The organism is Streptomyces sp. SUK 48, assembly GCF_009650765.1.
Lineage (GTDB): Bacteria > Actinomycetota > Actinomycetes > Streptomycetales > Streptomycetaceae > Streptomyces.
The window spans coordinates 3,567,115-3,588,162 of the sequence record NZ_CP045740.1 but is presented as its reverse complement, the minus strand read 5'-3'; the positions used below and the strand labels follow the sequence as shown (position 1 = coordinate 3,588,162).

Sequence of the window (21,048 nt, the reverse complement as noted above, 5' to 3'; positions counted from 1 at the left end):
CGTGATCGATATCAACGAGTCCGTGATGCGGGTCCTTCTCGCATTGATCGTCGTCGGCCCGCTCATCGGTGCCGTCGCCGCCCTCCTGCCGGCACCGCCCGGACTGAAGGGGAAGTCGCCCGAGCGGTCCGTGCTGCGCCACGGCGTCACCGTGACCGGGGTGATCCTCGCCGCCGCGATCCTGCTCGCGCTCGGCTTCGACCACCACCATCCGTCGAGGATGCAGGCCACGACCGACATCAGCTGGATTCCCGCGCTCGACGTGCGGATCCACCTCGGCGTCGACGGCATCTCGCTCCCCCTCCTCGTACTGACCGCGCTGCTGACCTTCCTGTGCGCGCTCTACTCCTACTTCAAGCCGCCCGCGGGCCCGTCCCCGAAGGCGTTCGTCGCCCTGCTGCTCCTGCTGGAGACCGGCACGCTCGCGACCTTCGCCGTGCTCGATCTGCTGCTGTTCTTCCTCGCGTTCGAGACCGTGCTGATCCCGATGTACTTCCTCATCGCCCGCTGGGGCGGTGCGGGGCGGACCCGGGCCGCGTGGAAGTTCATCCTGTTCACGCTGCTCGGCTCCGTCGTGATGCTGCTCGGCCTGCTCCTGATCGGAATCAAGGCGGGCACGTTCGACATGGTGGCACTCGCCACTGACAACGGCCGGTCCCTGACCACGTCCGTGCAGGTCATCGCCGTTCTGGCGATCGGTCTCGGGCTCGCGGTCAAGACCCCGATGTGGCCGCTGCACAGCTGGCTGCCCGACGCCCACACCTCCGCGCCGACCGTCGGCTCGGTGCTGCTGGCCGGTGTCCTGCTGAAGATGGGCACGTACGGGTTGGTACGGATCCTGCTGCCGGTCGCGCCGCACGGCTTCCACACCTTCGCGCCGTACCTCGCCGCCTTCGCCGTGGTCGGGATCATCTACGGGTCTCTGGCCTGTCTGGCGCTGGCCAGGCGGGGCGCGAAGGGCGACCTCAAGCGGCTGATCGCCTACTCCTCCGTCGGCCACATGGGCTTCGTCCTCCTCGGCATCGCCACCATGACCCCGACCGGTGTGAACGGCGCCCTGTTCGCCAACATCGCCCACGGCCTCATCACCGGCCTGCTGTTCTTCCTGGTCGGCGCCCTCAAGGAGCGCACCGGCAGCACCGACCTCGACACCCTGGCGGAGGAGACCGGCCTCGCCCTGTACGGCAAGGCGCCCCGCCTCGGCGGCCTGCTCGCCTTCGGTGCCGTGGCCTCCCTCGGGCTGCCCGGACTCGCCGGGTTCTGGGGCGAGATGCTCTCCCTGTTCGGCGCGTTCCAGCCCGCGGCGGGCCTCAGCCGCCCCGCCTTCCTCACCTTCATGGCGATCGGCGCGTTCGGCACCCTGCTGACGGCCGCGTACATGCTGATCGTGGTCCGCCGGGTCTGCATGGGCGGCGCCGAACGCGAGGTCCCGAAGCTCGCCGACGTCCAGGCTTACGAGTTCGCGGCCTGGACCCCGCTCGTCGCCCTGACCGTCGTCGCCGGACTGTGGCCGCGGGCGCTGCTCGGACTGACCGACCCGGCCGTGCACCAGCTGCTCGCAGGAGGCACCCGATGAGCGCCCAGCCCTTCGCCCAGCCGCTCGCCGAGGCCGCCGGGTCCGCCGCGCCGTTGGCCCACTCCCTCGCCCAGCCCTTCGCCCAGCCCCTCGCCGCGTCCGCCGCCTCACTGGTCCAGTCCGTCGACTGGCTCGCCGTCGCCCCGCCCCTGATCGCCGCCGTCGTGGCGCTCGGCGTGCTCGTCGCCGATCTCTTCCTGCCGGAGGACCGCAAGAACCTCCTCGGCTGGATCTCGGTCGCCTCACTCGCCGCCGCCGCGCTGATGCTGCTGCCTCTCCTGGACGGCGACCGCGCCACCTTCTGCCTGACCGGGACCGGCACCGGCGCCGCGCGCGCGTGCAGTTACACCGCCGACCACTTCACCCTCGTCATCCAGCTCCTGGTCCTCGGCGGCGCCCTGCTCGCGGCCCTGCTGTCGATCACCACCCTGGACGACGACCGGCGACGCGTCCCGCCCGGCGAGTTCTGGTTCCTGCTGCTGTCCGCCACGGCCGGCGCCGCCCTGCTGCCCGCCGCCCGCGACCTGGCCACCCTGATCGTGGCCCTGGAGGTCGCCTCCCTGCCCGCCTTCGCGCTCGTCGGCATCCGGCACGGCGACGGGCGGTCCGCCGAGGCCGCCCTGAAGTTCTTCCTGTCCTCGGTCACCGCCACCGCGGTCAGCCTGATGGGCGTCAGCTTCGTCTACGCCTCCACCGGAACCCTCTACCTCACCCAGGTGGCGCAGCGACTTCCGGACACCCCCGGCCAACTGCACACCCTGGCCCAGACCGGCGTCGTCCTCACCCTGATCGGCTTCGCCTTCAAGACGGCCGCCGTGCCCTTCCACTTCTGGGTGCCCGACACCTACGTGGGCGCGCCGCTGCCCGTCGCCGCCTACCTGTCCGTCGTCGGCAAGGCGGTCGGTTTCTCCGGCCTGATCCTCGTCACCGTGGTGGCGTTCCCGTCGTACGCCGACGTCTGGGGGCCCGCGCTCGCCGTCCTGGCCGCGCTCACCATGACCGTCGGCAACGTCGGCGCGCTGCGCCAGCAGGCCACGCGCGCCCGCAGTGCCGTACGACTGCTCGCCTGGTCCTCCGTCGGCCAGGCCGGCTATCTCCTCGTACCGATCGCGGCGGCCGGGTACGCCAAGGACCCGCAGAAGGCCATCGGTTCCACCGTCGCGTACGCCCTCATGTACGCCGCCGTGAACCTCGGCGCGTTCGCGGTGGCCGCCGTGGTGGGCCGCAGTCGCGCCGGGAACCGGATCTCCGACTACCGGGGCCTGTACGCCACCCATCCGGTGACGGCCCTCCTGATGGCCTTCTTCCTGCTCTGCCTGGCGGGCCTGCCGCCCGGGATCATCGGCCTGTTCGCCAAGGTCACCGTGTTCTCGGCGGCCGTCGACGCGGGCCTCGGCTGGCTCGCGGTCGTCATGGCCGTCAACGTGGTGATCGCCCTCTTCTACTACCTCCAGTGGACGGCCCTGCTGTTCCGCGCCCCCGAGGGCGAGGCCGTCCGGCGCCGGATCCCGGCCCCGCTCACGGCCGCGATCACCCTCGCCGGGGTGGCGGGCATCGCCCTGTCCGGGGCGCCCCAGCTGGTCCTGCGGTTCGCGGCCACCGGGCTCTTCTGAGCAGAGCTTCGGGGGACGCCGGCGGGCTCCTCCGAGGCGGTCCGCCGCCCTCTCCGGCAACGGCCCACCGGGGCCCCGCGAGCACGCGCGGGGCTCCCTTCACCCGTACGGCCGCCGTGTCCGCCCCCGCCCACCTGGGAACTCGTGACCGCCGCCTGGCGTTGACCAGTGCGGGAGGGTCCACTGGACCGAAGGGTCCCTGCTGTACCACTTGGAGGGCGTACCGTGCACCGCCGGCACAACGGGCTCAGGACCGCAGTACTCCTCGGGGGACTGTCGGCGCTCATCATCGTCATCGGCAGCTTCTTCGGCCGCACCGGGCTGATCGTGGCGGTCCTGATCGCCCTCGGCACGAACGCGTACGCGTACTGGAACAGCGACAAGCTGGCCCTGCGCGCGATGCGGGCCCGCCCGGTGAGCGAGTTCGAGGCCCCGGCGCTCTACCGGATGGTCCGGGAGCTGTCCACACAGGCCCGCCAGCCCATGCCCCGGCTCTACATCTCCCCGACGGAGGCCCCGAACGCCTTCGCCACGGGCCGCAACCCGCGCAATGCCGCGGTGTGCTGCACCGAGGGCATCATGCGCCTGCTGGACGAGCGCGAGCTGCGCGGCGTCATCGGGCACGAACTGAGCCATGTCTACAACCGGGACATCCTCATCTCCTCGGTGGCCGGCGCGCTCGCCTCGGTGATCATGTTCCTGGTGAACTTCGCCTGGCTGATCCCGATCGGCCGCTCGGACGACGACGAGGGCCCCGGCCTGCTCGGCATGCTCCTGATCATGATCCTGGGCCCGCTCGCCGCCACGCTGATCCAGCTGGCCATCAGCCGCTCCCGGGAGTACGAGGCGGACGCCTCGGGCGCCCAGCTCACCGGCGACCCGCTGGCCCTCGCGAGCGCCCTGCGCAAGCTGGAGACGGGCACCCAGCAGCTGCCGCTGCCCCCCGAGCCGCGGATCGAGACCGCGAGCCACATGATGATCGCGAACCCGTTCCGGCCGGGGCAGGGCCTGTCGAAGATGTTCTCCACGCACCCGCCGATGGCGGAGCGGATCCAGCGCCTGGAGGGCATGGCCGGCCGCGGTCTGTGAGGCCGGTACGACCTTCACCGGGGGCCGTACCGATCACCCCGGTACGGCCCCCACCAGGCCCGGCCCCGGTCCCGGGCACCGCCGGCCTCACAGGGCCAGCGCGAGCGCCGCCCCCAAGCCGCCGAGCACCAGGGCGAAGGCGGCCTGCGGCCAGCCGCCGTTCCCCCAGCGGAAGAAGCGGTCCAGGGCGAGCCGGCCGGGCCCGATGGCCGCGACCGCGAGGGCGACGACGGCGATGCAGATGTTGTACTCCACCCCGCCCTTGTCCACCCACACCCCGTGGGCGGCGCTCACGGTGACCATGGCGTTGATCATCACGCCCACGATCGCGGCGGCCACGAGCGGTACGAACAGCCCGGCGGCGAGGCCGAGGCCGCCGAGGAACTCGGAGAGGCCGCCGATCGCGGCGAAGAGCTTGCCGGGGCGGTAGCCGAGCGACTCGAACCCCTTGCCGGTGGCCGTCAGCCCCGGACCGCCGAACAGTCCGAAGAGCTTCTGGGCCCCGTGCCCCGCGAGAAACAGCCCGAAGGTCAGCCGGAGCAGCAGCAGCCCGCAGTCCGCCGCGCTCACCCCCGTACGGCCGGCCCCCTGCCGGGTGGCCGACGGTGAGGTGGCGGTCGTCGGGCCGATGTGATTCCTGGGCATCTGAGAACTCCGTACGGATGCCGGGATGTGCGCTTCCCCCAAGCCTGGACAGGCGTCCGTGCCCCCGTCGTCACCGCCCCCGTAGCGATGATTCCGGAGGTACGGCGCCCCCGCACATCGATCAGCGGCCGCCGAACCCCTGGTCCGAGCGGACGACCTCGCGGCCCAGCGGCATCAGCGAGATCGGGATGAGCTTCAGGTTGGCCCAGCCGAAGGGGATGCCGATGATCGACAGGAAGAGCGGGATGCTGGTGATCAGGTGCCCCAGGGCGAGCCACCAGCCCGCGAAGATCACCCAGATGACGTTGCCGACGACCGATCCGGCGCCGGCGCCCGGTCGTTCCACGGTGGTCCGCCCGAACGGCCAGAGCACGAACCCGGCGATACGCAGGGAGGCGACGCCGAACGGGATCGTGAGGATTAGGACGAAGCAGATCAGCGCGGCGATCAGATAGCCGATCGACAGCCAGATGCCGCAGAAGAGCAGCCACAGAATGTTGAGCAGCAGGTTGAACACCTTCATGATCGGCACCTCTCAGGTCACTGCGCCGGGTTTCCCTGCTGGCACAAGTATCAGCTGATCACACCCTACGAGCAGTACCGAAGAGCCTCTGTGGCGAGATCGGGAACGATCCGGGACGAACACCCGACCGACGGCCGGCAACCAGGCAGAGGTTTGCCGGCGTCCTGTTCACCGAGACGGCACGGACGCGCGCACGGCGGACTGCTGATCCTCACCAAGAACTCACGGACGAGGCTGTGCGCACTGGGCGCGAAAGGGCAGGGTTGGCGCTATGGGCATCATCGCTTGGATCATTCTGGGGCTGCTGGCCGGAGCCATAGCCAAGTTCCTGCTGCCGGGGCGCGACCCCGGCGGTCTCCTGGGCACGACCGTCATCGGCATCCTGGGCGCGTTCGTCGGTGGCTGGATCTCGTCCCGCTGGCTCGACCACCCGGTCAGCAAGCACTTCTTCGACGGCGCCACGTGGGTGGCGGCCATCGGCGGTTCGCTGGTGCTCCTGATCGCCTACCGGCTGGTCTTCGGCAACTCCCGCCGCAGCTGAGCACTGCCCCCGCAGCACGGAAGGGTGGGCGCCCGCAGGGGCCCCACCCTTCTCTCCGTTCGCCTCCCGGTTCCTACCGGTAGTTCACGAACTGGAGCGCGAAGTCGAAGTCCTTGCCCTTCAGGAGGGCGATCACGACCTGGAGGTCGTCGCGGCTCTTGGAGCTGACGCGCAGTTCGTCGCCCTGGACCTGGGCCTTGATGCCCTTGGGACCCTCGTCGCGGATGATCTTCGCCACCTTCTTGGCGTTCTCCTGGGAGATGCCCTCCTCGATGGAGGCGAAGATCTTGTACTCCTTGCCGGACAGCTGGGGCTCGCCCGCGTCCAGCGCCTTCAGCGAGATGCCCCGCTTGATCAGCTTGGACTGGAAGACGTCGAGGACGGCCTTGACCCGCTCCTCGGAGTTCGCCTCCATGAGGATCTTCTCCCCGGACCACGCGATCGAGGCGCCGACGCCCTTGAAGTCGTAGCGCTGGGAGATCTCCTTGGCGGCCTGGTTGAGGGCGTTGTCGACCTCCTGCCGCTCGACCTTCGAGACGATGTCGAAACTGGAGTCGGCCATGTCCTGTGGCTCCTTGTATCGGGGTGCGTGTCGGTGCGTACCGGCGTGCGCTGCGGCGGCCGCCGGGCCCGGCATCCTGCCGGGCCGCATCCGCCCCAGCCTAGTCACCCCGGGCCCCGAGGGCTGGAGATCAACCGGGTGGCGAAGCACCCCTGCGGATCGGGTATTGTTTACGTCGTTGCCAGGGAACACCGCCGAAAGCGGGTTCGATTGGCGGCAAACTTGGCGGTGTGCCCGAGCGGCCAAAGGGAGCAGACTGTAAATCTGCCGGCTCAGCCTTCCCAGGTTCGAATCCTGGCGCCGCCACAGTGAGGGAAACCCCCTCCTACCAGCCGATACGGCAGGTAGGAGGGGGTTTCTCATTGTCGGCACCCGTTCGATTCGGTGTGGACGAAGCCCGGTCGTGTCTCACCTCGTACCGCCCGTTTCCCGACGTCAGTCAGTGCGTGTCCCCCAGGTGTCCCCCGGGGGAGAGGATGATCACTCCGGCTCGTTCCACTCCCGGAGGGCCGCGTCGATCCGGCTGTTCGCCCGCTCCCGGGTCTGGTCCAGCACCTTGGCGTACACCTTGTGCAGCACCGCGATGCTGTGCCCGGCGCGACGGGCGCACTCCATCGCGTCCACCCCGGAACTGAGCCAGAACGACACCCCGGCGTGCCGAAGGTCGTAGGGGCGGCGGGCCAGCAGGGAGGCTGTCTCCGCCTCGCTCAGCACGTCCTGGCGCGCCTTCGCCCATACCTCCCCATATCCGGTCTCTTGCAGCAGGCCATTGCGGTTGGTCCGGAAGAGCCGGCCGTCAGGCGCGGTGCCCTGCGTGGCGATGTGCTCGCGCAGCATGCGAACGAAGTGCGGCGGGATGGGCACCGGCCGGGAGTCCTTCTTGGCCCTCGCCTTCAGGTGGCGGGTCTCATGCGCTGACCCGTCGTCCGTCCAACTCCGTCCGGCCCGGACAACGCCCTGTCGCAGGGTGAGCGTTCCCCACCCCGTCTCCGGAAGGTGACACTGAGCCGCACGAAGTGCGGTTGCCTCAGCAGGGCGCATGGCCGCGTAGTACAGGCACCCGAAGAAGGCTTCCAGATGCCGCCCGCGGAGCCCCTGTTCGCGAACCCCGGCCAAGAGGGCGCGCACCTGGCGGGGGTTCGCAACGCTTTCGGGGTCCACTTCCTCCACGGACTTCGGGGCGGTCCATTTCACGGTCGTCAGCGGGTTGACCGGTAGGGAGAAGTACTGCTGTTCCACTGCCAGCCCGAGGACATCGCTCAAGCATGCCCGTTTGCGCTTGGCCGTGCGCGGTGCCGCCGACTTCCCGTCCAGACGCAGAGCCAGGGCATCAAGGGCGAGGCGCACGGTCGCGGGGTCTTCCAGAGCGGACACCGACAGCGAATGCTTGGCGACCCACGCGAGGGCGCGGGCGACGTCGTCCGGCGGGGTCTCGCTCCACCGCTTCCGGTTGAACGCCCACCCGTAGAGGGCGCGTCGCATGAGGGCGGCATCGGGCATGCCCGTCTTCGTCTTCACGAGCGCCGGCGTGATGGTCGCCAGCGCGTCCGCGTAGTTCTTCCGCGACTTCGCCGGGGCCAGCGCCCATTTGCGGTCAACATAGGTGCGGCAGTGCTCGTACCAGGTGACGGAACCCTGCTTCGCCCGCAGTTCGGAGACGGGCAGCCCCGTCTCTTCATCGAACTGGTCGCCGCGTCGAATGGCGGACATCAGTTCCGAACGGCGCCCGTCCGCCTGAACTTTGAGGGTGTAGCTCTTGGAGTGCTTGTTCGCCCCGACCAGCCACCGGACGCGGTATGGCTTCGGGCGGTCCTTGCGGATCTCGATGGAGTAGAGGCGAACGTCATAGGTCAGCGACATGCAAACTCCAGAGGGGCCCGCTCGACGCGGGCCCCTCATGTCTCGTGTGCGAAGGATGGTCAGGCTGCGGTCTCGTGCTCCGCCCACCAGGCGTCCAGGTCGCTGCGGCGGCAACGGATCTGTCCGTTGGGCAGCTTGATGAGCTTGGGGGCCTGGCCGCGGGCGCGCATGCGGTAGAAGGCGGCGCGGCTCATCTTGATCTCGGTCAGCACTTCGGTGAGCTTCAGCTTCTCGGGGCGGGCCATGACGCTCCTCGGGGAGGTTGGGTGGACCGGAACGAGTTGGAGAGACATTGCTTTGAGTCGTGACTCATCGCGACTCAGAGCGGGTTGGCGGGGGCTTGAGTCGCGATGAGTCACGACTCAGGAAGATGTGGTTCGGACTGCTTGAGGGTGATGCCGGTGTAGGTGGCGACCTGTTGGCCGTAGGCGTCCCGGGGCCGTGTGCGGCTGAGCTGGGGGACCACGGAGAGGAGGTTGCGGCCGAAGACCTGTTTGGTGCCGGGCTTGACGCCGTTGTCCTCGGCCCAGTCCCGCCAGACCGACCACAGGGCGTCCACGGGCACGCTGCACGTGACCCCGGTGGTGCAGCGTTCGCGGACGAACGCGCTGGTGGGCGAGGCGGTGTCGCGCATGGTGGTGACCGCTTCGCGGCTGGAGGCGGGTTCCGTGATCCGGCGGGTGCGCTGGAGACGGACGAGTCCTTCCAGAGCCCAGTTGAGGATGCCGGGCATTTCGGCGATCAGCCGGTCGGTGAGGGTGGGGTCTTCCTTGCCCAGCCACGACAAGCGGGTGTTGAGCAGGACGAACCGGTTCGCGATGACGCCGGAGGAGTCGCCGAACTGGGGCAGTTCGTTGGACAGGATCACCAGCCGGGAGGGCAGCTTGCCGGTCCACGGCTCGCGGTACTTGCGGTCGATGTCGATGGTGTCCTCGCCCGAGATGGTCAGCAGCCGCTCCACCACCTGGGTGTTGTCGTTGCCGGACAGCCGGGCGTCGGAGATGACCGCCAGTGACTTCCCGATGAGCGTGGACAGGCCGAAGTTCGAGCCGAGACCGGCGAGGGTCGGCCCGGCCAGGTTCTCCTTGCCGACCAGCGCTTTCAGCACCCGGGCGATCGTGCCCTTCCCGGAGCGGGACGGCCCGACCATGAGCAGGATCTTCTGTAGGTCGGTGCGACCTGACAGGACGTAGCCGAACCACTCCTGAAGCGCGGTGATGGAGTCGGGGTCGTCGGGCCAGACGTCGGACAGGAAGCGCTCCCAGCCCGGGGCCGTGGCGTCGGGATCGTAGTCGAAGGGAACGGACACGATGTTGAAGAACCCGGCGGTGTGCGGCAGCAGGGCGCGGTCGCGGATACGGAGAAGGCCGTTCCCGCACGCGACGATCGGCCCGTCCAGCGGGGTACTCGCGCCGGCGCGGTCGACCCATGACGGGGTGTCGGTGTCGGTCGGCAGCAGGGTGATGGACCCGAGGGCATCGAGCAGGTTGCTGATCTTCTGCTTGGTGGGCGCCCAGTCGCGTTCCTCGGTCTCACCGTCCTTCGTCGGGGCTAGGTAGACGGCGTACTCCAGCCGCTCGTACATGGCCTTGCGGACCTGGGCTTCATCGATCTCACGCCAGCACGTGCCCTGCCACCGCATCCAGGACGCCCGCCAGCGCCGGTGGGTGAGCTGTCCGTCCTCGGTCTGCCAGTCGGGCAGGAGACGCCGGGCCACGGCGAGCGGGTTGGAGGGCGCGGGCAGTTCCTCGGTGTCGCTCATGCGGCGGCCCTCCCTTCCGCGTCCGGCGCGGGTGTGCCGGTGCAGAAGTGCTTGTGGGCGGCGTACTCGGTGACCAGGGCGGCTACGGCGTCCTGCCCTTGGGCGGTGCGGATCTCGCCGCAGGGGCAGGCGTAGGCGGCGGTCGGGGTGGCGGCGTAGCGCTTGGACCAGCGAGCGCCGTCGTAGGGGTGGCGGTAGACCGGCGGGGCGGAGATCCGGATACCGGGCCGCTCCGGCGTCGGGTCCCCGGTGTCGTGGCCGGCGTGGCCGGTCGGGTGCGGGTCAGGGAGAAGAGCAGTTCGGACGCCCTGACGGGCGGCGCCTTTCGGCTCGCCCACGGCCGTACGGGGCGCGGGCTGCTCGGCGGCGCGGGGCTGGTCGGGGGTGGGGGTGATGCTCTTCAGCGGGGGGCGGGAGGGGGCGTTCATGCCGCCCGCCCGCGGGTCTGGTTGTGGCGGATGGACCAGTTCAGAGCGCTGCGGAGGGTCGAGCGGCACTCGGCCGTCGGCAGTCCGGCCGCCTCCCCCGCCTCCTGAAGAGCGTCCTCGACCACATGCCGGGGGATGTCGCCCCACGCGACGAGGCGGCCCAGGGCGCGCGCGGCTCGGAGCAGGACCGCGTTCCGGGCCCCGGACGGGGCCGAAGCCACGTTCCGCGCCTCGTTAGTGAGTGCTACGTCCGCGTATCGGCGGGATTGCCCCGTAGCGGCCACGGAGGGCCCCTGAGGCGCTTTGGGGGCCGGGCGGAGGATGCTCAGCAGCCATCCGGGCACGGCGGCCGTCTCAGGCCCGCACAGCGCCTCGTACGGTCCCGCCGGGGTGGTGCTGCCCGCGGCGACGACGTAGCCGCCCCACGCCCGGGTGTCCACCAACTCACCAACAGTTCCTGCCGTGTTGGTCAGCCTCGCCCCGGCGGGGGCGGTGAAGTACAGGTGCGTTCCGCCGCTCGCGGTCCGGGTGCGGTAGGTGGCGGGGACGGCGTGGCCGGCGCGCTCGCAGAGCGCCAGGAAGGTCTCCGCGCCGCCAGGCGCGTCCGAACTGCTCTTGTCCTTGGGCACGTCCAGGTCGACCACGACCAGCCCGGAGGGGCCGGTGGCGATGCCGACGTTGAACGGCGCCCGGGACCAGGCGGCGCGGATGCGGTCGGGGTTGCTGGTGGCGCGCTGCTCCCACTTCAGGTGGCCGTTCGCGCACGGGCCGGTGCCGGGGCAGGACGCCTCCCCGTGCAGTGCGGGCCGCTTGGTGCCGGGGCGCAGGGGGAAAACGTGCCAGCCGCGTGCGGCGGCGTCCAGCGCGGCGTTCAGCAGCGCGGGACGGGCGTCATGGGTCATGCTGGTGACCTCCACTGTTCAGTTGGACGGGTGGAACGAGGGCGGCCCCGGACTTTGGCGAGAACGGGGGCCGCCCTTGGCGTGGTCAGGCGATGTCGAGGGCGAGCTGTGCCGGGGTGGGGTCGGCGGCTTCGGGCGCGAGGGTGGCGAGCAGCGCGCGGTAGGCGTGGATGGCCTGGTGGATGACGACGCCGTTGCCGAGGATCTTGAGCTGGTCGGAGCGGGACAGACCCAGCCCCGGATCGGTGACCCAGCCGGGATCGGCGCCCATCATCCATTCCACGAAGGCCGGGGACAGCCGGCGGTTGCCCTTGGTGCCCGGTTCGGTCGGCTCCGGTGCGGGGCGGCCGAGGACGGTTTCCCAGCGGTGGATGGCGGGCCCGTAGTCGGTGCCGTTGGTGGCCACCCACCGGCCGTCCAGGCGGACGGCCTGGCCGGGCAGGTAGTAGTTCCCGGCCCGGTCTCGCTGGTTCGGCCCGCCGTGCGGCCCGTCCGGCGCCTTCGGGGTGGGCAGCAGATTGACGACCACCTCGTTCAGCGGACGCGAGTTGGTCCCCAGCAGGTTGGAGGCGCCGGACTTCCAGTCCCGTGCCGCCGGGGTGGGCAGCAGGGTCACGGCCGTGCGCAGGTTCATCCCGCCCCGCCGTTTCGGGGAGATCCCCGGGCCGCCGGTTCCGTCGGCTGCGGCCGGGGTGGGCAGCAGCGTCAGCCGTCCGTCGGGGGCAGCAAGAAGACCACTTCGTCCTCCAGCGTGGGCCCGTGCCCGCCCGCCCGCCGTTTGTCCGGGTGCTGCGGCCCGCCGTTCCGGCCGAGCTGTGAGGTGGGGGTCTTCAGCAGCGGGATACGCGACGGCGAACCAGCGGTCCCGGCGGTGGCAGGCTCCGACCTCGGGATCTCCAGCTCGTAGGCACATCCACCGCGCGTCATACCCGATCGCGGCCAGGTCGGCCGCGACGACGTCGAGTCCCCGGCTTCGGATGGCGGCGACGTTCTCCAGGAACACGAGGCGGGGTCGAAGGTGGCGAATGGCGTGGGCGACGGTTTTCCACAGTCCCGATCGGTCACCGGCGATCCCTCCCCGAGGTCCGGCGTTGGAGATGTCCTGGCAGGGGAATCCGGCGGTCAGCGACGCCGGGCGCGGCAGCGTGGCGGCCAGCGCCGGCCAGTCGACCGACGTGATGTCACCGACGTTGCGGGCGTGCGGCAGCCGTGCGGCCAGCAGGTTCGAGGCGGCCGGGTCCTTCTCGGCGACCACGACCGTGGGCAGTCCGGTGACGGCTTCCACGGCCTGGTCCAGCGCGGCCGATCCGGTGCACAGGCTGACATTGCCGTCTTCCGGCACGGCGCGGTGATGGGTCATGCTGGGTGACCTCCACTGTTCAGTTGGATGGGTGGAACGAGGGCGGCCCCGGACTTTGGCGAGACATGGGGGCCGCCCTTGGTGCATCTAGAAGGGGGGTTCGGTGTTCCACGGGTCGCGGTAGGCGGCGCGGCGGCGCAGCAGACGGGGCATGCGCGGGAGCGGGAGCAGGACCACGCACCACGGGGTGGAGCAGTCGCAGCGGTACCAGTGGGTGCCGGCGTACTCGCCGGTGTCGTCCCCGTAGTCGAGGGCGATGCCGCCCTCGCCGTGGCAGTCGGGACAGTTGGGCCGGGCGGCGTCGAGCAGGGCCAACGCCCGGCGGGGACAGCCGATGACCCGCAAGCGGAGTCGCATCACAGCGGTCGGTCTCCTTCGCTCAGCCGTGGAAGTGGTTGCGCTTGATGACCGCGCGGCGGATGTTCACCGTGGTCCCCGCCTTGTGGTGGCCCTTGGCGGTGAGCGCCTGGACGGCGACGTATCCGCCGAGGAGGACGGCGGCGAGGGTGATGAGCTGGGTGATGAGCGCGGTCAGGGCGGTGATGAAGGTGGTGAGCATCAGCAGTCCGCCGCAGACGGCGAGGAACCCGACGCCGCCGACGGCGACGTTGACCGCCGCGCGGCAGACGGCCGGTTTGACGGCGATGGGTTCGGGTTGGGTGTGGGGGGCGGTGTAGCCGGTGACGATCCGGCCGTCCGGCAGGAGGATGCTCGCCGTGGCCGGGACGATGTCCGGCTGGAGCGGTACGAGCGGGGCCGGGACCACCACGGCCGGGGCGATGGGGGCGGGCTCACGGACCTCGACGGCCCTCACGACGGGCGCGGTGTGGTCGTTGTGCGAGTGCATACGGAATTCCTTCCGGGCATGGCTCAGGGAGGCGGAGGCACCCCCTGCCGGGGGCGTCCTGGAGGGGGTTTCGGGGGTGCTGACCTGCGGGCCTCCCTGCCTCCCTGAACGATCATTCGTGCAGGTCAGGGCCAGGGAGGCGAGTCAGGGAGGGGTTCAGGGAGTTCTCCCTGCCTCCCTGACCCGGCACGGTCCGGGTCCCTGCTGTCAGGCGGCAGAAGCGGAACCGGTGTCGCCGCAGTCGGCGAGGGCGCGGGCGAGGCGGTCGCGGCTGATGACCATCACGCCGTCGGACTTGTAGGGCTCGGCGCCGGTGCCGTCGAGAACGCGCTTGAGGTCGATGAACGACCAGCCGCCGTAAGCTTGCGGGTTGAGTCCGGCGAGCCGGGTGATGACCTCCTGCGTCCGTACCCGGGCGTCGGTCCCGACGGCGGCCGCGATGTCGGCAAGCGGGTCGCGTTCCTCCCCGCGGTCGATGCCGTGCAGGGTGGTGACCCCGTCGCGCAGGGCCTTGGCCCGGTCGGTGATGGCCTTGGCGTCCGTGTCGTTGATGAAGTGGGTGCGCACGGTGATGGAGGTCTGGCCCTTGGGGATCTCGATGCCGTCGGAGGCGACGACGAGGGTGCCCTTGTCGAGTCCCTGGCGCAGAAGGTGCGGGGCGGCGCCGCCGTTGACGGCCTTCTCCCCGAGTGCCATGACGGCCTGCGATTCGGTGCCCAGGGCGAGGGAGGCGCGGGTGTGGGCGCCCTCGCGGACCAGCTTGGGCAGGTTCTGGTCGGTGGGGTCCTGGGTGCCCTCCCACATCAGCACGTCGACCACGCGGCCCTGGTTGTGGACCTTGCGCACGGCCATGAAGTAGCGGGAGGTGGCCTTGGAGCCGCCGTAGGGGCGCTTGTCGTCGTCCACGGCCGGGCACATGAACGCCACCTGCGCTTCGTCCACCAGCCCGATGAGCGGGGTGAACACCGCGTCGGGATTGGCGCGGCGGGTCTCGATGCGGCGGTTCATCTCCTCGACCAGGCCCTCGACCATCTCGGTGGCCTCGATGACCTGCTCGTCGGCCGGGCCCTGGATGAGCACGGTGGCGATCCCGTCGAACATGGCCCAGTCGCCGGCGCCCTTGAGGTCCGCGATCCGGAACTCCACCGTGCGGTCCAGCGCCGCCCATAGGGCGAGGGCGCGCAGGGCGGCGGTCTTGCCCTGATTGGACAGGCCGGTGACGAGGAGGTGGCGCTGGTACAGGCTCAGGGCGGCGGCGTCGCCGCGCAGGTCCTGACCCCACGGAGCCTTGCCGGTCTTGTAGTTGGCGGTCAGGGTGTCGTCGGTCGTGAGCGGGGACGGGCCGATCGGCTCGTCCAGGGCCCCGGAGTCCGCGATCCACAGCCGGACCGTCCGCGCGGCCTGGGGGATGGTGACGAACACCTCGTGCTCGTGCCGGGACAGGTTCTCGGCGAGCTTGCGGCGCCTGCCCTGCACCTCGTTCGTGGACACCCCGGACGGCAGGGTCACGTCGACCTCGACGCCGCACCCGGCGATCGTGATCGGGGACAGCATGGAGGCGCCGGCGTCGCCCATCTCCGTGATGGCCTTACGCAGCGCGGGCACGCCGAGGTCGCGCAGGGCCTTGACCACGATCGACGGTGTGATCGGTTCGCCCTCACCGGAGCGGGCGTTGGGCGGCAGGGCCCACTGGGGGCGGCGTGCTGGTGGGCGCCGACGGACCAGAGGGCGAGCAGGGCGAGGAACGGTCCGATGGTGATCGCGGGACCCCACACCACCCGCACGATGGTGACCATGAGGTCGATGAACCTGACGACCGCCATCAGCGGGGTGACCACCTCGCCGGGGTCCTTGGTGGCAATGGCCATGGCGACGCCGAGCAGGACCAGGCCGCCGACGCCCATACCGGCGCTGATCCCGACGCCCTTGGCCGCGTCGAGGGGGGAGTGGAGCAGGTCCATGCGGCGGCGGTGGCGGGCTTCGCGGTAGCGCTGGCCGCGCTCTTCCCACTCGGCGGCGGCCTCGTGGTTGCCCGCGGCTTCCGCCGCGCGGAGCATGCGTTCGTAGCGGGCGGCCGTGCGGCCGTCCCAAGTGCGGCGAGCCACGATCCGCGCCCCGCCGGCCAGGTAGAGGGAGTGGCGGGCCATGGCGCGGGCGGCCGTGCGCGTGTTCTCGTGCGTGACGGCCGCCCGGACGGTGCGACCGGAGCGCACCCACAGCGGCACCGGGGGCGCGGCGGGCGGGTCGGGGACCACGGTCAGCTCGGTCACCGGACCGGCCTCGGGCTCAGGGTCGGGGGTGGGTTCCTTGTGCAGGGGTACGACGGTGCCGCTCATGACGGCAGACTCCTGACTGCCCCAAAAGGGGGGGCGGGAAGTTGAGGGGGGTGCCGGGGTGGCCGGGTCCGTGGCAGGGGCGGCCACCCCGGGGCGGTGGTGTGGGCGGGTCACGCGCCGGGGCGGGCGGCTACCACCACCGGGACTGCTTCTTGGGCACGATGTAGGGGCAGCCGTTGACCATGTGGTCCACGCACTCCGGGCAGTCCTCACGCGGGCCCAGGTGGCGGTGGGCGTTGCGGGAGTCGTAGGCGTGCCGCCAGCACTGCGGGCACTCGCCGGGAGGCGTGTCGTTGGGGTCCACGCTCACCACCACCCGGAGGACTTCTTCGCCGCGCGGTCGGCGGCGGCCTCGTTCACGACGCGCTGACGCTCGACCTGAAGCGCGGTGATCTCGGCGACGAGGCGGGTCTCGGCGCTCTGCCACGTGCTGTCCAAGGTCCGGTCGGCGCGGGCGGTGCCGTTGCCACGGTGCAGGCTGTAGGCGCCGGAAGCGACCGCGCCGAGCACAGCGCGCCGCTCGCGCCCGTCCAGCGGCCACACCTCCCGGTTACGGACCGCCTCAAGCTTGCGCTCCGCCTCGCGGATCGCCTTGTCCAGACGGCGGGTATCGGGCTTGCCCATGTCAGGCACTCCTCAGAGCTTGGGGGTCGGGGAAGGCACAGGGCACGCACGCGCCGAGCGAGGCGGGGATGACGTAGCCGGCGTCACGGCCGCAGGCCGGGCACATGCGGCGGGCGCGGTTGGCCTTGGCCAGGGCCGCCCACCGGGCCTCGGTCATGGGCCGCACGGGCTGGGCGAGGTCGACGCGGTAGAGGTAGGCGACCAGCGGCCCGCGCCGACGGCGCGGGCGCTCCAACTGGGCGGCCACCGACTGGCCACCGGGCCGCAGCCCGCGGGCGCGGAGCTGTCGGCGGGTGGCGTAGCCGTCCGGGGCGAGCCGCCACCGGAACACCGGAAGCGCGGCCATCACGCGGCCCGCTCGGCGAGCAGCGCGTCACGCAGCATCCGCGCGTTCGCCGGTGACGTGCGCAGCGCACGGCGCAGGCCCTCGGCCGTGATCTGCGCGTCCTCCCAACCCGTGGTCGCCTTCCGGGCCTGGGTCATCAACTGCTCCGGGGTACGGCGAGTGCGTGGCGTCTTCGCCACTTCCGGGACCCGGCCGGTCACCCGGCGGGATCGGGTCGACTCGGCCGCCGACGACCGGGCGGGAGCCGCCTCGATCGGCACCGGCCGCACGACCGGAGACGGCGGCGCGATCGGCTTGAGCAGGGTGGTCTGCTTGCCCAGATCGAACGGCACGGGATCGGGCACGACCAGCCGGGAAACGGTGACCGTGGCCGGGGTCGATTCCCGCAGGTCAGCCATAGACCGTTCTCGACCGTTCTCGGTCGATTCCTCCGCATCCGTCCCGGTGCTCTCGATCGAGGCGGGCGGGGTGGACCAGGCGGGCAGGGCCCATCCGTGGGCGGTGTCGGTCAGCGCGCGGGCGGTGTCCTTGCCCTGGTGGGCGCCTTCCAGTTCCGACCATGCCTTGGACAGCTTCTTCGCGGTCACAGCACGCACCCGGGCGACACGGGCGCCGGCCACGGTGACCGCGGTGAGCCGGGTCTGTTCGGTCCCGGCTTCGGCCCGCAGACGGGCACGCTTCAGCGCGGCCTCGTCCCGGGCCCGCTGCTGGATACCGCGGATCGATTCGAGTGCGGCCGGGGTGAGGGCGGTGCGCTCCCACAGGCCGTGGACCAGCCACAGGCCCTTGGCGGCGACCGGGAACCAGGACACGGCCAGCCACGCACCAGAGTGTGTGTCGGCGGTGAGCGCGTGGACGACGAGGACGCCGGAGGCGACCGCGCCGAAGCCCCATCCGACGGCGGTCACCGGGGTGCTGTGGTCGCCCTGCGCGGCGAGGCGGCGCTCGTAGGCGAGGGTGGCCAGCCAGCCCCCGTCGATCCCGAGACCGACGACCAGCGCGACCGGCCACGGCACCGCCGCGCCCAGCCACAGCATGACCACGGCCAGGGTGAGGACCATGGACACCGCCGTCATCGCGACGGCGGGCAGTGCGGTCTTGGCCTTCACACCGCACCCCCGCGATCGATCCAGGGGGTGTAGGTGACCGGCGCACCGGCCGTCCACTCGCGCAGCATGGCGTCAGCGGGACCCAGGTCGTGGCGGTCGGCCAGGACGCCGGCCAGGACGATCCGTGCGCGGCTCGCCCTGTCGTGCATGAGCACGTGGTAGGCGCGTTCGTCGGCGTCGGTCAGTCCCGGCAGGGGCAGGTCCAGCGCATCGTGCACCGCCCGCAGCAGGGACACGACCGGCTCCGGCAGGGAGTCGATCCGTACCGGCTCGCTCATGCCGCACCCCCGATTGTGAGCAGGGCGGCGAGGACGAGGAGGGCGCCGCCGGTGAGGGTGAGATCGACCGCGCGGCGCAGGCTGGTGAACTTGGCGACCGCGAGCCGGGACAGCCCCGCGACGTCGGCCGCGAGGTTCTGGGCGAGGGTGTCGGTGATCTGCTCGGGGGTGAGGGTGGCCCACAGCGGGAAGCCGTGGCGGCCGCTCAGGTGGGGGCGGACCGACCACAGCAGCAGTCCGGCCGCCACGAGCAGCAGGCCCATACCGGCGCCGCCGGCGACGCGGGCGGGCACGGTGAGGTGGAGGCCGTGGCCGACGCTCCACGCGCCGGCCAGGATCGCGCCGACGAAGGCCAGCAGGAGACTGGTCTTGCCGTCGGTCCGCGAGATCTCCGACTTCACCTCGGCGTGCGCGGCCACCAGGCTCTGTCCGGTCGTGGCGCTCATGCGGCACCCCCGGGCAGGCTCGCCGCGGCGGCGGTGCGGGTCGCCAGCGCCGCCCGCTCCGCCAGCACTCGGCGACGGGCCCGGCGGATACGGCGGGCGTCCAGCTCGCTCGGAGTGCGGTCGAGGGTGATGATCTGCGCGTCGAGCAGGTCGACGTCCGCCAGGATCAGCGGGATCTCCTGCTCGATCGCGTCCAGCTCCGCGCTGGTCGGTTCCATGAAGTCGGCGAACGCGGTCACCGCGTCCCGAACAGTAATCTGGTCCATTGGGTCGTGGTCTCCCTTGCAGGTGGAACGGCCCGAACAGCACCCCTCGGATTGCCCTCCGGGGGGTGCGCGCCGTTGATGGGGGAAGAGGCCGCACGGTGTGGTGCGGCGGGCCGCAGGGAGGCGGCCGGTGCCCCGGGCCGGATTCGATCCGGCGTCATCGCGACCCCGCCGAAGAGCGGGGCCGGGGCAGGTGGTGCGGGGCGGGTCAGAAGAGCTTGGAGGCTTCGCGGGTCAGCCGCTCGCACGCGGCGATGGCCGCCTCCCGGGCCCCGTTCAGAGCCTCAGGAGACTCGGCGCCGCGCAGACCGTAGGTGGCTGTCGCCGCGTCCTCCGCGACCCGGGCGAGCCCCGGAAGGAGGATGGACAGGGTGGTCAGAGGGGCGGTGATCGCGCTCCGTGTCGCGTGGCTCTCCGCCCGCGCCGCCTCGTAGCCGGCGTTCGCACCCATGAGGCGCAGGTCCTCACGGACCCACATCGCGCGGCGATGGTCGGCCAGCGCCACCGTCAACGCGGTCACGGCCGCCAGGCGGTCACGCCGCAGCGCCGACCGGTCCGTCCCCCGCTGCTGAAGCATGTACATGGTCACGGACCCGAGCAGCGTCCCCGCCACCGCGATCAGGCTCTCCCACATGAGCAACCCCCTTCGGAATGGAGCACCGGAATTTCCGACTCCCCGCACTCCCTCCCGTACGACCTGCGGCACGTCGGCCTGATCGGACGGGAGGGAGAGGCAGCCGGCCGCAGCGCCAGACGCCGCGAAGCCAGGAAGCGGACCAGAGCAGGAAGGGCGCCGCCGACTGGTCCGCGTGCCGGGGCGCCTTGGTATGTCGTCGGTCCATGACCGACCTCCCTCAAAACGCAGGGATCAGGGAGCGCGGCCCTATGCCGCGCAGTCCGTCTTTTCCACTCGGGGAGACGGGGCCCACCTATGCAGTTCTCAAGCAACGACCAACTCAGGGCCTGCGGCGCGCGCGGCCTGAGCCGCGCCTTCCGAACGGGCAATCCCGAATCAGAACCGCTCCGCCCTCAGGCGGTGCGGCGTTGCATCTACAGACTGGACCGGTGGACCGGTCCAGTCAAGTAGTGAGTTTGGGATTGATGGGGCCCTGTAGGCCGATTGTGCAGCTCAGCGCGCTCAGCAGGGCATCAAAAAAGCTGGACCGGCGGACCGGTCCAGCCTTGTTTGGCCCCTCGTCTACATCGCATACGTGTCCACCTGCTCGAAGAGTGAGGCAGGTGTGACTCCCTCCTCGCAGACCAGCGGGCGCCCTTCCTGGTCATGTGCCGTGTGAAGGAGGACCGCTACTGCGCTCCCCTCGGCGACCCGCAATCGCTCGGCCTCCACGTCGGTGGCCAGGCGTACGGTAGTGACATCCACCCCTTCCACCGGGAACCGTCCGGTCTGGCGGCGGACGTAGCGTGTCGTGCCCTCGGCGATCGGGGCGGTGTCGGACAGGCGGGGGGCCGCCTCTGTGATCTCGGGCGGGAACCAGGCTTCCACGCAGCTGTTCGGGCTTCCGTCCGGAAGTTGGAGGATGCGGACACGGCGGAGCGCCGGGGTCCCCGGGGCTAGCCCGAGGGCGTTGGCGACACGCACGGGAGGTTCGGCCCAGTCGGGCGTGCCGACCCGCAAGAACGGCATCCCACCCAAGATGCGGGCCGATCCGGCTCGACGGGCGCCGGCAGGGCGTGCCACGGGGGTCTCCGTGACAACGAAGCCGGTCCCCTGTTTGGCCACGACTACGCCGTCGTTGCGGAGAACGTCGACGGCTTTGATGGCGGTGGCCCGTGACACATCCCACTGTTCGGCCAAGTCTCGGCCGGACGGGATGGTCTCGCCAGGGGCGAATTCACCTGCGGCGATGCGAGTCCGAAGCGACTCAGCGATCTCCTCGTATTTCAGAACAGCCATGGCTTCTCCCACTTCGCGCG

The 21,048-nt window shown here is 71.2% G+C and carries 24 protein-coding genes, 1 tRNA gene and 1 pseudogene; 5 read left to right on the top strand and 21 right to left on the bottom strand.

Features of this window, described 5'->3' with window-relative positions; translation table 11 throughout:
* Nucleotide 1: 1 nt before the first annotated feature.
* From GHR20_RS15360 to htpX, 3 genes are all read left to right on the top strand, one after another.
* Nucleotides 2-1,576, top strand: a complete 1,575-nt coding sequence (locus GHR20_RS15360; RefSeq protein WP_148026515.1) for an NADH-quinone oxidoreductase subunit M — start codon at nucleotides 2-4, stop codon at nucleotides 1,574-1,576.
* Nucleotides 1,573-3,189 (top strand): NADH-quinone oxidoreductase subunit N, encoded by a 1,617-nt coding sequence (locus GHR20_RS15355; protein WP_153813479.1) that lies wholly within the window; start codon nucleotides 1,573-1,575, stop codon nucleotides 3,187-3,189. The genes GHR20_RS15360 and GHR20_RS15355 overlap by 4 nt, the downstream gene beginning before the upstream one ends.
* Before the next feature lie 225 nt (nucleotides 3,190-3,414).
* Entirely contained in the window at nucleotides 3,415-4,278 is an 864-nt protein-coding gene (gene htpX, locus GHR20_RS15350; protein WP_148026517.1) for a zinc metalloprotease HtpX, read from the top strand.
* Between the two features lie 87 nt (nucleotides 4,279-4,365).
* Here htpX and GHR20_RS15345 read toward each other — a convergent pair whose 3' ends face one another.
* Together GHR20_RS15345 and GHR20_RS15340 are read right to left on the bottom strand one after the other, a co-directional pair.
* Entirely contained in the window at nucleotides 4,366-4,923 is a 558-nt protein-coding gene (locus tag GHR20_RS15345) for a DoxX family protein (RefSeq protein WP_153813478.1), read from the bottom strand.
* Between the two features lie 121 nt (nucleotides 4,924-5,044).
* Nucleotides 5,045-5,446, bottom strand: coding sequence for a YccF domain-containing protein (locus tag GHR20_RS15340; RefSeq protein ID WP_153813477.1), 402 nt, complete (start codon nucleotides 5,444-5,446; stop codon nucleotides 5,045-5,047).
* A gap of 271 nt (nucleotides 5,447-5,717) precedes the next feature.
* Between GHR20_RS15340 and GHR20_RS15335 the strand changes: the two genes are divergently transcribed.
* On the top strand, nucleotides 5,718-5,987 hold the full coding sequence (locus tag GHR20_RS15335; protein WP_037663330.1) for a GlsB/YeaQ/YmgE family stress response membrane protein: 270 nt from the start codon (nucleotides 5,718-5,720) through the stop codon (nucleotides 5,985-5,987).
* Between the two features lie 73 nt (nucleotides 5,988-6,060).
* Here GHR20_RS15335 and GHR20_RS15330 read toward each other — a convergent pair whose 3' ends face one another.
* A complete protein-coding gene (locus tag GHR20_RS15330; protein WP_111586049.1) occupies nucleotides 6,061-6,549 on the bottom strand; it encodes a YajQ family cyclic di-GMP-binding protein in 489 nt (162 codons plus the stop codon).
* A 224-nt stretch (nucleotides 6,550-6,773) separates the two neighbouring features.
* Between GHR20_RS15330 and GHR20_RS15325 the strand changes: the two genes are divergently transcribed.
* A tRNA-Tyr gene (locus tag GHR20_RS15325) sits at nucleotides 6,774-6,855 on the top strand.
* A 174-nt stretch (nucleotides 6,856-7,029) separates the two neighbouring features.
* On the opposite strand, the gene GHR20_RS15320 is transcribed toward GHR20_RS15325, so the two are convergent.
* From GHR20_RS15320 to GHR20_RS15235, 18 genes and pseudogenes are all read right to left on the bottom strand, one after another.
* A complete protein-coding gene (locus GHR20_RS15320) occupies nucleotides 7,030-8,409 on the bottom strand; it encodes a tyrosine-type recombinase/integrase (RefSeq protein WP_153813476.1) in 1,380 nt (459 codons plus the stop codon).
* Nucleotides 8,410-8,468: 59 nt separating this feature from the next.
* The gene (locus tag GHR20_RS15315) at nucleotides 8,469-8,654 is read right to left on the bottom strand and encodes a helix-turn-helix domain-containing protein (protein ID WP_153813475.1); all 186 of its coding nucleotides are present in this window, start codon (nucleotides 8,652-8,654) and stop codon (nucleotides 8,469-8,471) included.
* Between the two features lie 110 nt (nucleotides 8,655-8,764).
* Nucleotides 8,765-10,171 carry a phage/plasmid primase, P4 family gene (locus tag GHR20_RS15310; protein ID WP_153813474.1) on the bottom strand — a complete coding sequence of 469 codons (1,407 nt, stop codon included), beginning with the start codon at nucleotides 10,169-10,171 and terminating at the stop codon, nucleotides 8,765-8,767.
* The gene (locus GHR20_RS15305) at nucleotides 10,168-10,599 is read right to left on the bottom strand and encodes a hypothetical protein (protein ID WP_243878031.1); all 432 of its coding nucleotides are present in this window, start codon (nucleotides 10,597-10,599) and stop codon (nucleotides 10,168-10,170) included. Before GHR20_RS15305 ends, GHR20_RS15310 begins: the two co-directional genes overlap by 4 nt.
* A complete protein-coding gene (locus GHR20_RS15300; RefSeq protein WP_153813473.1) occupies nucleotides 10,596-11,501 on the bottom strand; it encodes a bifunctional DNA primase/polymerase in 906 nt (301 codons plus the stop codon). Before GHR20_RS15300 ends, GHR20_RS15305 begins: the two co-directional genes overlap by 4 nt.
* A gap of 85 nt (nucleotides 11,502-11,586) precedes the next feature.
* The gene (locus GHR20_RS15295; protein WP_153813472.1) at nucleotides 11,587-12,861 is read right to left on the bottom strand and encodes a DNA cytosine methyltransferase; all 1,275 of its coding nucleotides are present in this window, start codon (nucleotides 12,859-12,861) and stop codon (nucleotides 11,587-11,589) included.
* 87 nt (nucleotides 12,862-12,948) lie between these two features.
* Nucleotides 12,949-13,218, bottom strand: coding sequence for a hypothetical protein (locus tag GHR20_RS15290; RefSeq protein ID WP_243878030.1), 270 nt, complete (start codon nucleotides 13,216-13,218; stop codon nucleotides 12,949-12,951).
* Nucleotides 13,219-13,240: 22 nt separating this feature from the next.
* Complete coding sequence (locus tag GHR20_RS15285) at nucleotides 13,241-13,708, bottom strand: hypothetical protein (RefSeq protein ID WP_153813470.1); 468 nt, start codon at nucleotides 13,706-13,708, stop codon at nucleotides 13,241-13,243.
* 207 nt (nucleotides 13,709-13,915) lie between these two features.
* A pseudogene (locus tag GHR20_RS15280) lies at nucleotides 13,916-16,044 on the bottom strand (FtsK/SpoIIIE domain-containing protein).
* A gap of 130 nt (nucleotides 16,045-16,174) precedes the next feature.
* A complete protein-coding gene (locus GHR20_RS15275) occupies nucleotides 16,175-16,357 on the bottom strand; it encodes a pRL2-8 (protein ID WP_243878354.1) in 183 nt (60 codons plus the stop codon).
* Complete coding sequence (locus GHR20_RS15270) at nucleotides 16,351-16,668, bottom strand: hypothetical protein (RefSeq protein WP_153813469.1); 318 nt, start codon at nucleotides 16,666-16,668, stop codon at nucleotides 16,351-16,353. Before GHR20_RS15270 ends, GHR20_RS15275 begins: the two co-directional genes overlap by 7 nt.
* A 1-nt stretch (nucleotide 16,669) precedes the next feature.
* Nucleotides 16,670-17,014 (bottom strand): RRQRL motif-containing zinc-binding protein, encoded by a 345-nt coding sequence (locus GHR20_RS15265; protein WP_153813468.1) that lies wholly within the window; start codon nucleotides 17,012-17,014, stop codon nucleotides 16,670-16,672.
* The gene (locus GHR20_RS36795; protein WP_194858890.1) at nucleotides 17,014-18,123 is read right to left on the bottom strand and encodes a hypothetical protein; all 1,110 of its coding nucleotides are present in this window, start codon (nucleotides 18,121-18,123) and stop codon (nucleotides 17,014-17,016) included. The genes GHR20_RS15265 and GHR20_RS36795 overlap by 1 nt, the downstream gene beginning before the upstream one ends.
* Entirely contained in the window at nucleotides 18,120-18,401 is a 282-nt protein-coding gene (locus GHR20_RS15255) for a hypothetical protein (protein ID WP_153813467.1), read from the bottom strand. The genes GHR20_RS36795 and GHR20_RS15255 overlap by 4 nt, the downstream gene beginning before the upstream one ends.
* The gene (locus GHR20_RS15250) at nucleotides 18,398-18,847 is read right to left on the bottom strand and encodes a Pycsar system effector family protein (RefSeq protein ID WP_194858889.1); all 450 of its coding nucleotides are present in this window, start codon (nucleotides 18,845-18,847) and stop codon (nucleotides 18,398-18,400) included. Before GHR20_RS15250 ends, GHR20_RS15255 begins: the two co-directional genes overlap by 4 nt.
* Nucleotides 18,844-19,113 (bottom strand): DUF6284 family protein, encoded by a 270-nt coding sequence (locus GHR20_RS15245; protein ID WP_153813466.1) that lies wholly within the window; start codon nucleotides 19,111-19,113, stop codon nucleotides 18,844-18,846. The genes GHR20_RS15250 and GHR20_RS15245 overlap by 4 nt, the downstream gene beginning before the upstream one ends.
* A gap of 208 nt (nucleotides 19,114-19,321) precedes the next feature.
* Nucleotides 19,322-19,747: a protein kilB gene (locus tag GHR20_RS15240; protein WP_153813465.1), complete on the bottom strand. Its 426-nt coding sequence runs from the start codon at nucleotides 19,745-19,747 to the stop codon at nucleotides 19,322-19,324.
* A 564-nt stretch (nucleotides 19,748-20,311) separates the two neighbouring features.
* Nucleotides 20,312-21,028, bottom strand: coding sequence for a GntR family transcriptional regulator (locus GHR20_RS15235; RefSeq protein ID WP_153813464.1), 717 nt, complete (start codon nucleotides 21,026-21,028; stop codon nucleotides 20,312-20,314).
* Between the last annotated feature and the right edge of the window lie 20 nt (nucleotides 21,029-21,048).

Excerpts from the sequence above, each read along its gene's own strand:
- GHR20_RS15355 (WP_153813479.1), top strand. The coding sequence starts at position 1,573 with ATGAGCGCCCAGCCCTTCGCCCAGCCGCTCGCCGAGGCCGCCGGGTCC.
- GHR20_RS15345 (WP_153813478.1), bottom strand. The coding sequence starts at position 4,923 with ATGCCCAGGAATCACATCGGCCCGACGACCGCCACCTCACCGTCGGCC.
- GHR20_RS15340 (WP_153813477.1), bottom strand. The coding sequence starts at position 5,446 with ATGAAGGTGTTCAACCTGCTGCTCAACATTCTGTGGCTGCTCTTCTGC.
- GHR20_RS15335 (WP_037663330.1), top strand. The coding sequence starts at position 5,718 with ATGGGCATCATCGCTTGGATCATTCTGGGGCTGCTGGCCGGAGCCATA.
- GHR20_RS15330 (WP_111586049.1), bottom strand. The coding sequence starts at position 6,549 with ATGGCCGACTCCAGTTTCGACATCGTCTCGAAGGTCGAGCGGCAGGAG.
- GHR20_RS15320 (WP_153813476.1), bottom strand. The coding sequence starts at position 8,409 with ATGTCGCTGACCTATGACGTTCGCCTCTACTCCATCGAGATCCGCAAG.
- GHR20_RS15315 (WP_153813475.1), bottom strand. The coding sequence starts at position 8,654 with ATGGCCCGCCCCGAGAAGCTGAAGCTCACCGAAGTGCTGACCGAGATC.
- GHR20_RS15310 (WP_153813474.1), bottom strand. The coding sequence starts at position 10,171 with ATGAGCGACACCGAGGAACTGCCCGCGCCCTCCAACCCGCTCGCCGTG.
- GHR20_RS15305 (WP_243878031.1), bottom strand. The coding sequence starts at position 10,599 with ATGAACGCCCCCTCCCGCCCCCCGCTGAAGAGCATCACCCCCACCCCC.
- GHR20_RS15300 (WP_153813473.1), bottom strand. The coding sequence starts at position 11,501 with ATGACCCATGACGCCCGTCCCGCGCTGCTGAACGCCGCGCTGGACGCC.
- GHR20_RS15295 (WP_153813472.1), bottom strand. The coding sequence starts at position 12,861 with ATGACCCATCACCGCGCCGTGCCGGAAGACGGCAATGTCAGCCTGTGC.
- GHR20_RS15290 (WP_243878030.1), bottom strand. The coding sequence starts at position 13,218 with ATGCGACTCCGCTTGCGGGTCATCGGCTGTCCCCGCCGGGCGTTGGCC.
- GHR20_RS15285 (WP_153813470.1), bottom strand. The coding sequence starts at position 13,708 with ATGCACTCGCACAACGACCACACCGCGCCCGTCGTGAGGGCCGTCGAG.
- GHR20_RS15270 (WP_153813469.1), bottom strand. The coding sequence starts at position 16,668 with ATGGGCAAGCCCGATACCCGCCGTCTGGACAAGGCGATCCGCGAGGCG.
- GHR20_RS15265 (WP_153813468.1), bottom strand. The coding sequence starts at position 17,014 with ATGGCCGCGCTTCCGGTGTTCCGGTGGCGGCTCGCCCCGGACGGCTAC.
- GHR20_RS15255 (WP_153813467.1), bottom strand. The coding sequence starts at position 18,401 with ATGAGCGAGCCGGTACGGATCGACTCCCTGCCGGAGCCGGTCGTGTCC.
- GHR20_RS15250 (WP_194858889.1), bottom strand. The coding sequence starts at position 18,847 with ATGAGCGCCACGACCGGACAGAGCCTGGTGGCCGCGCACGCCGAGGTG.
- GHR20_RS15245 (WP_153813466.1), bottom strand. The coding sequence starts at position 19,113 with ATGGACCAGATTACTGTTCGGGACGCGGTGACCGCGTTCGCCGACTTC.
- GHR20_RS15240 (WP_153813465.1), bottom strand. The coding sequence starts at position 19,747 with ATGTGGGAGAGCCTGATCGCGGTGGCGGGGACGCTGCTCGGGTCCGTG.
- GHR20_RS15235 (WP_153813464.1), bottom strand. The coding sequence starts at position 21,028 with ATGGCTGTTCTGAAATACGAGGAGATCGCTGAGTCGCTTCGGACTCGC.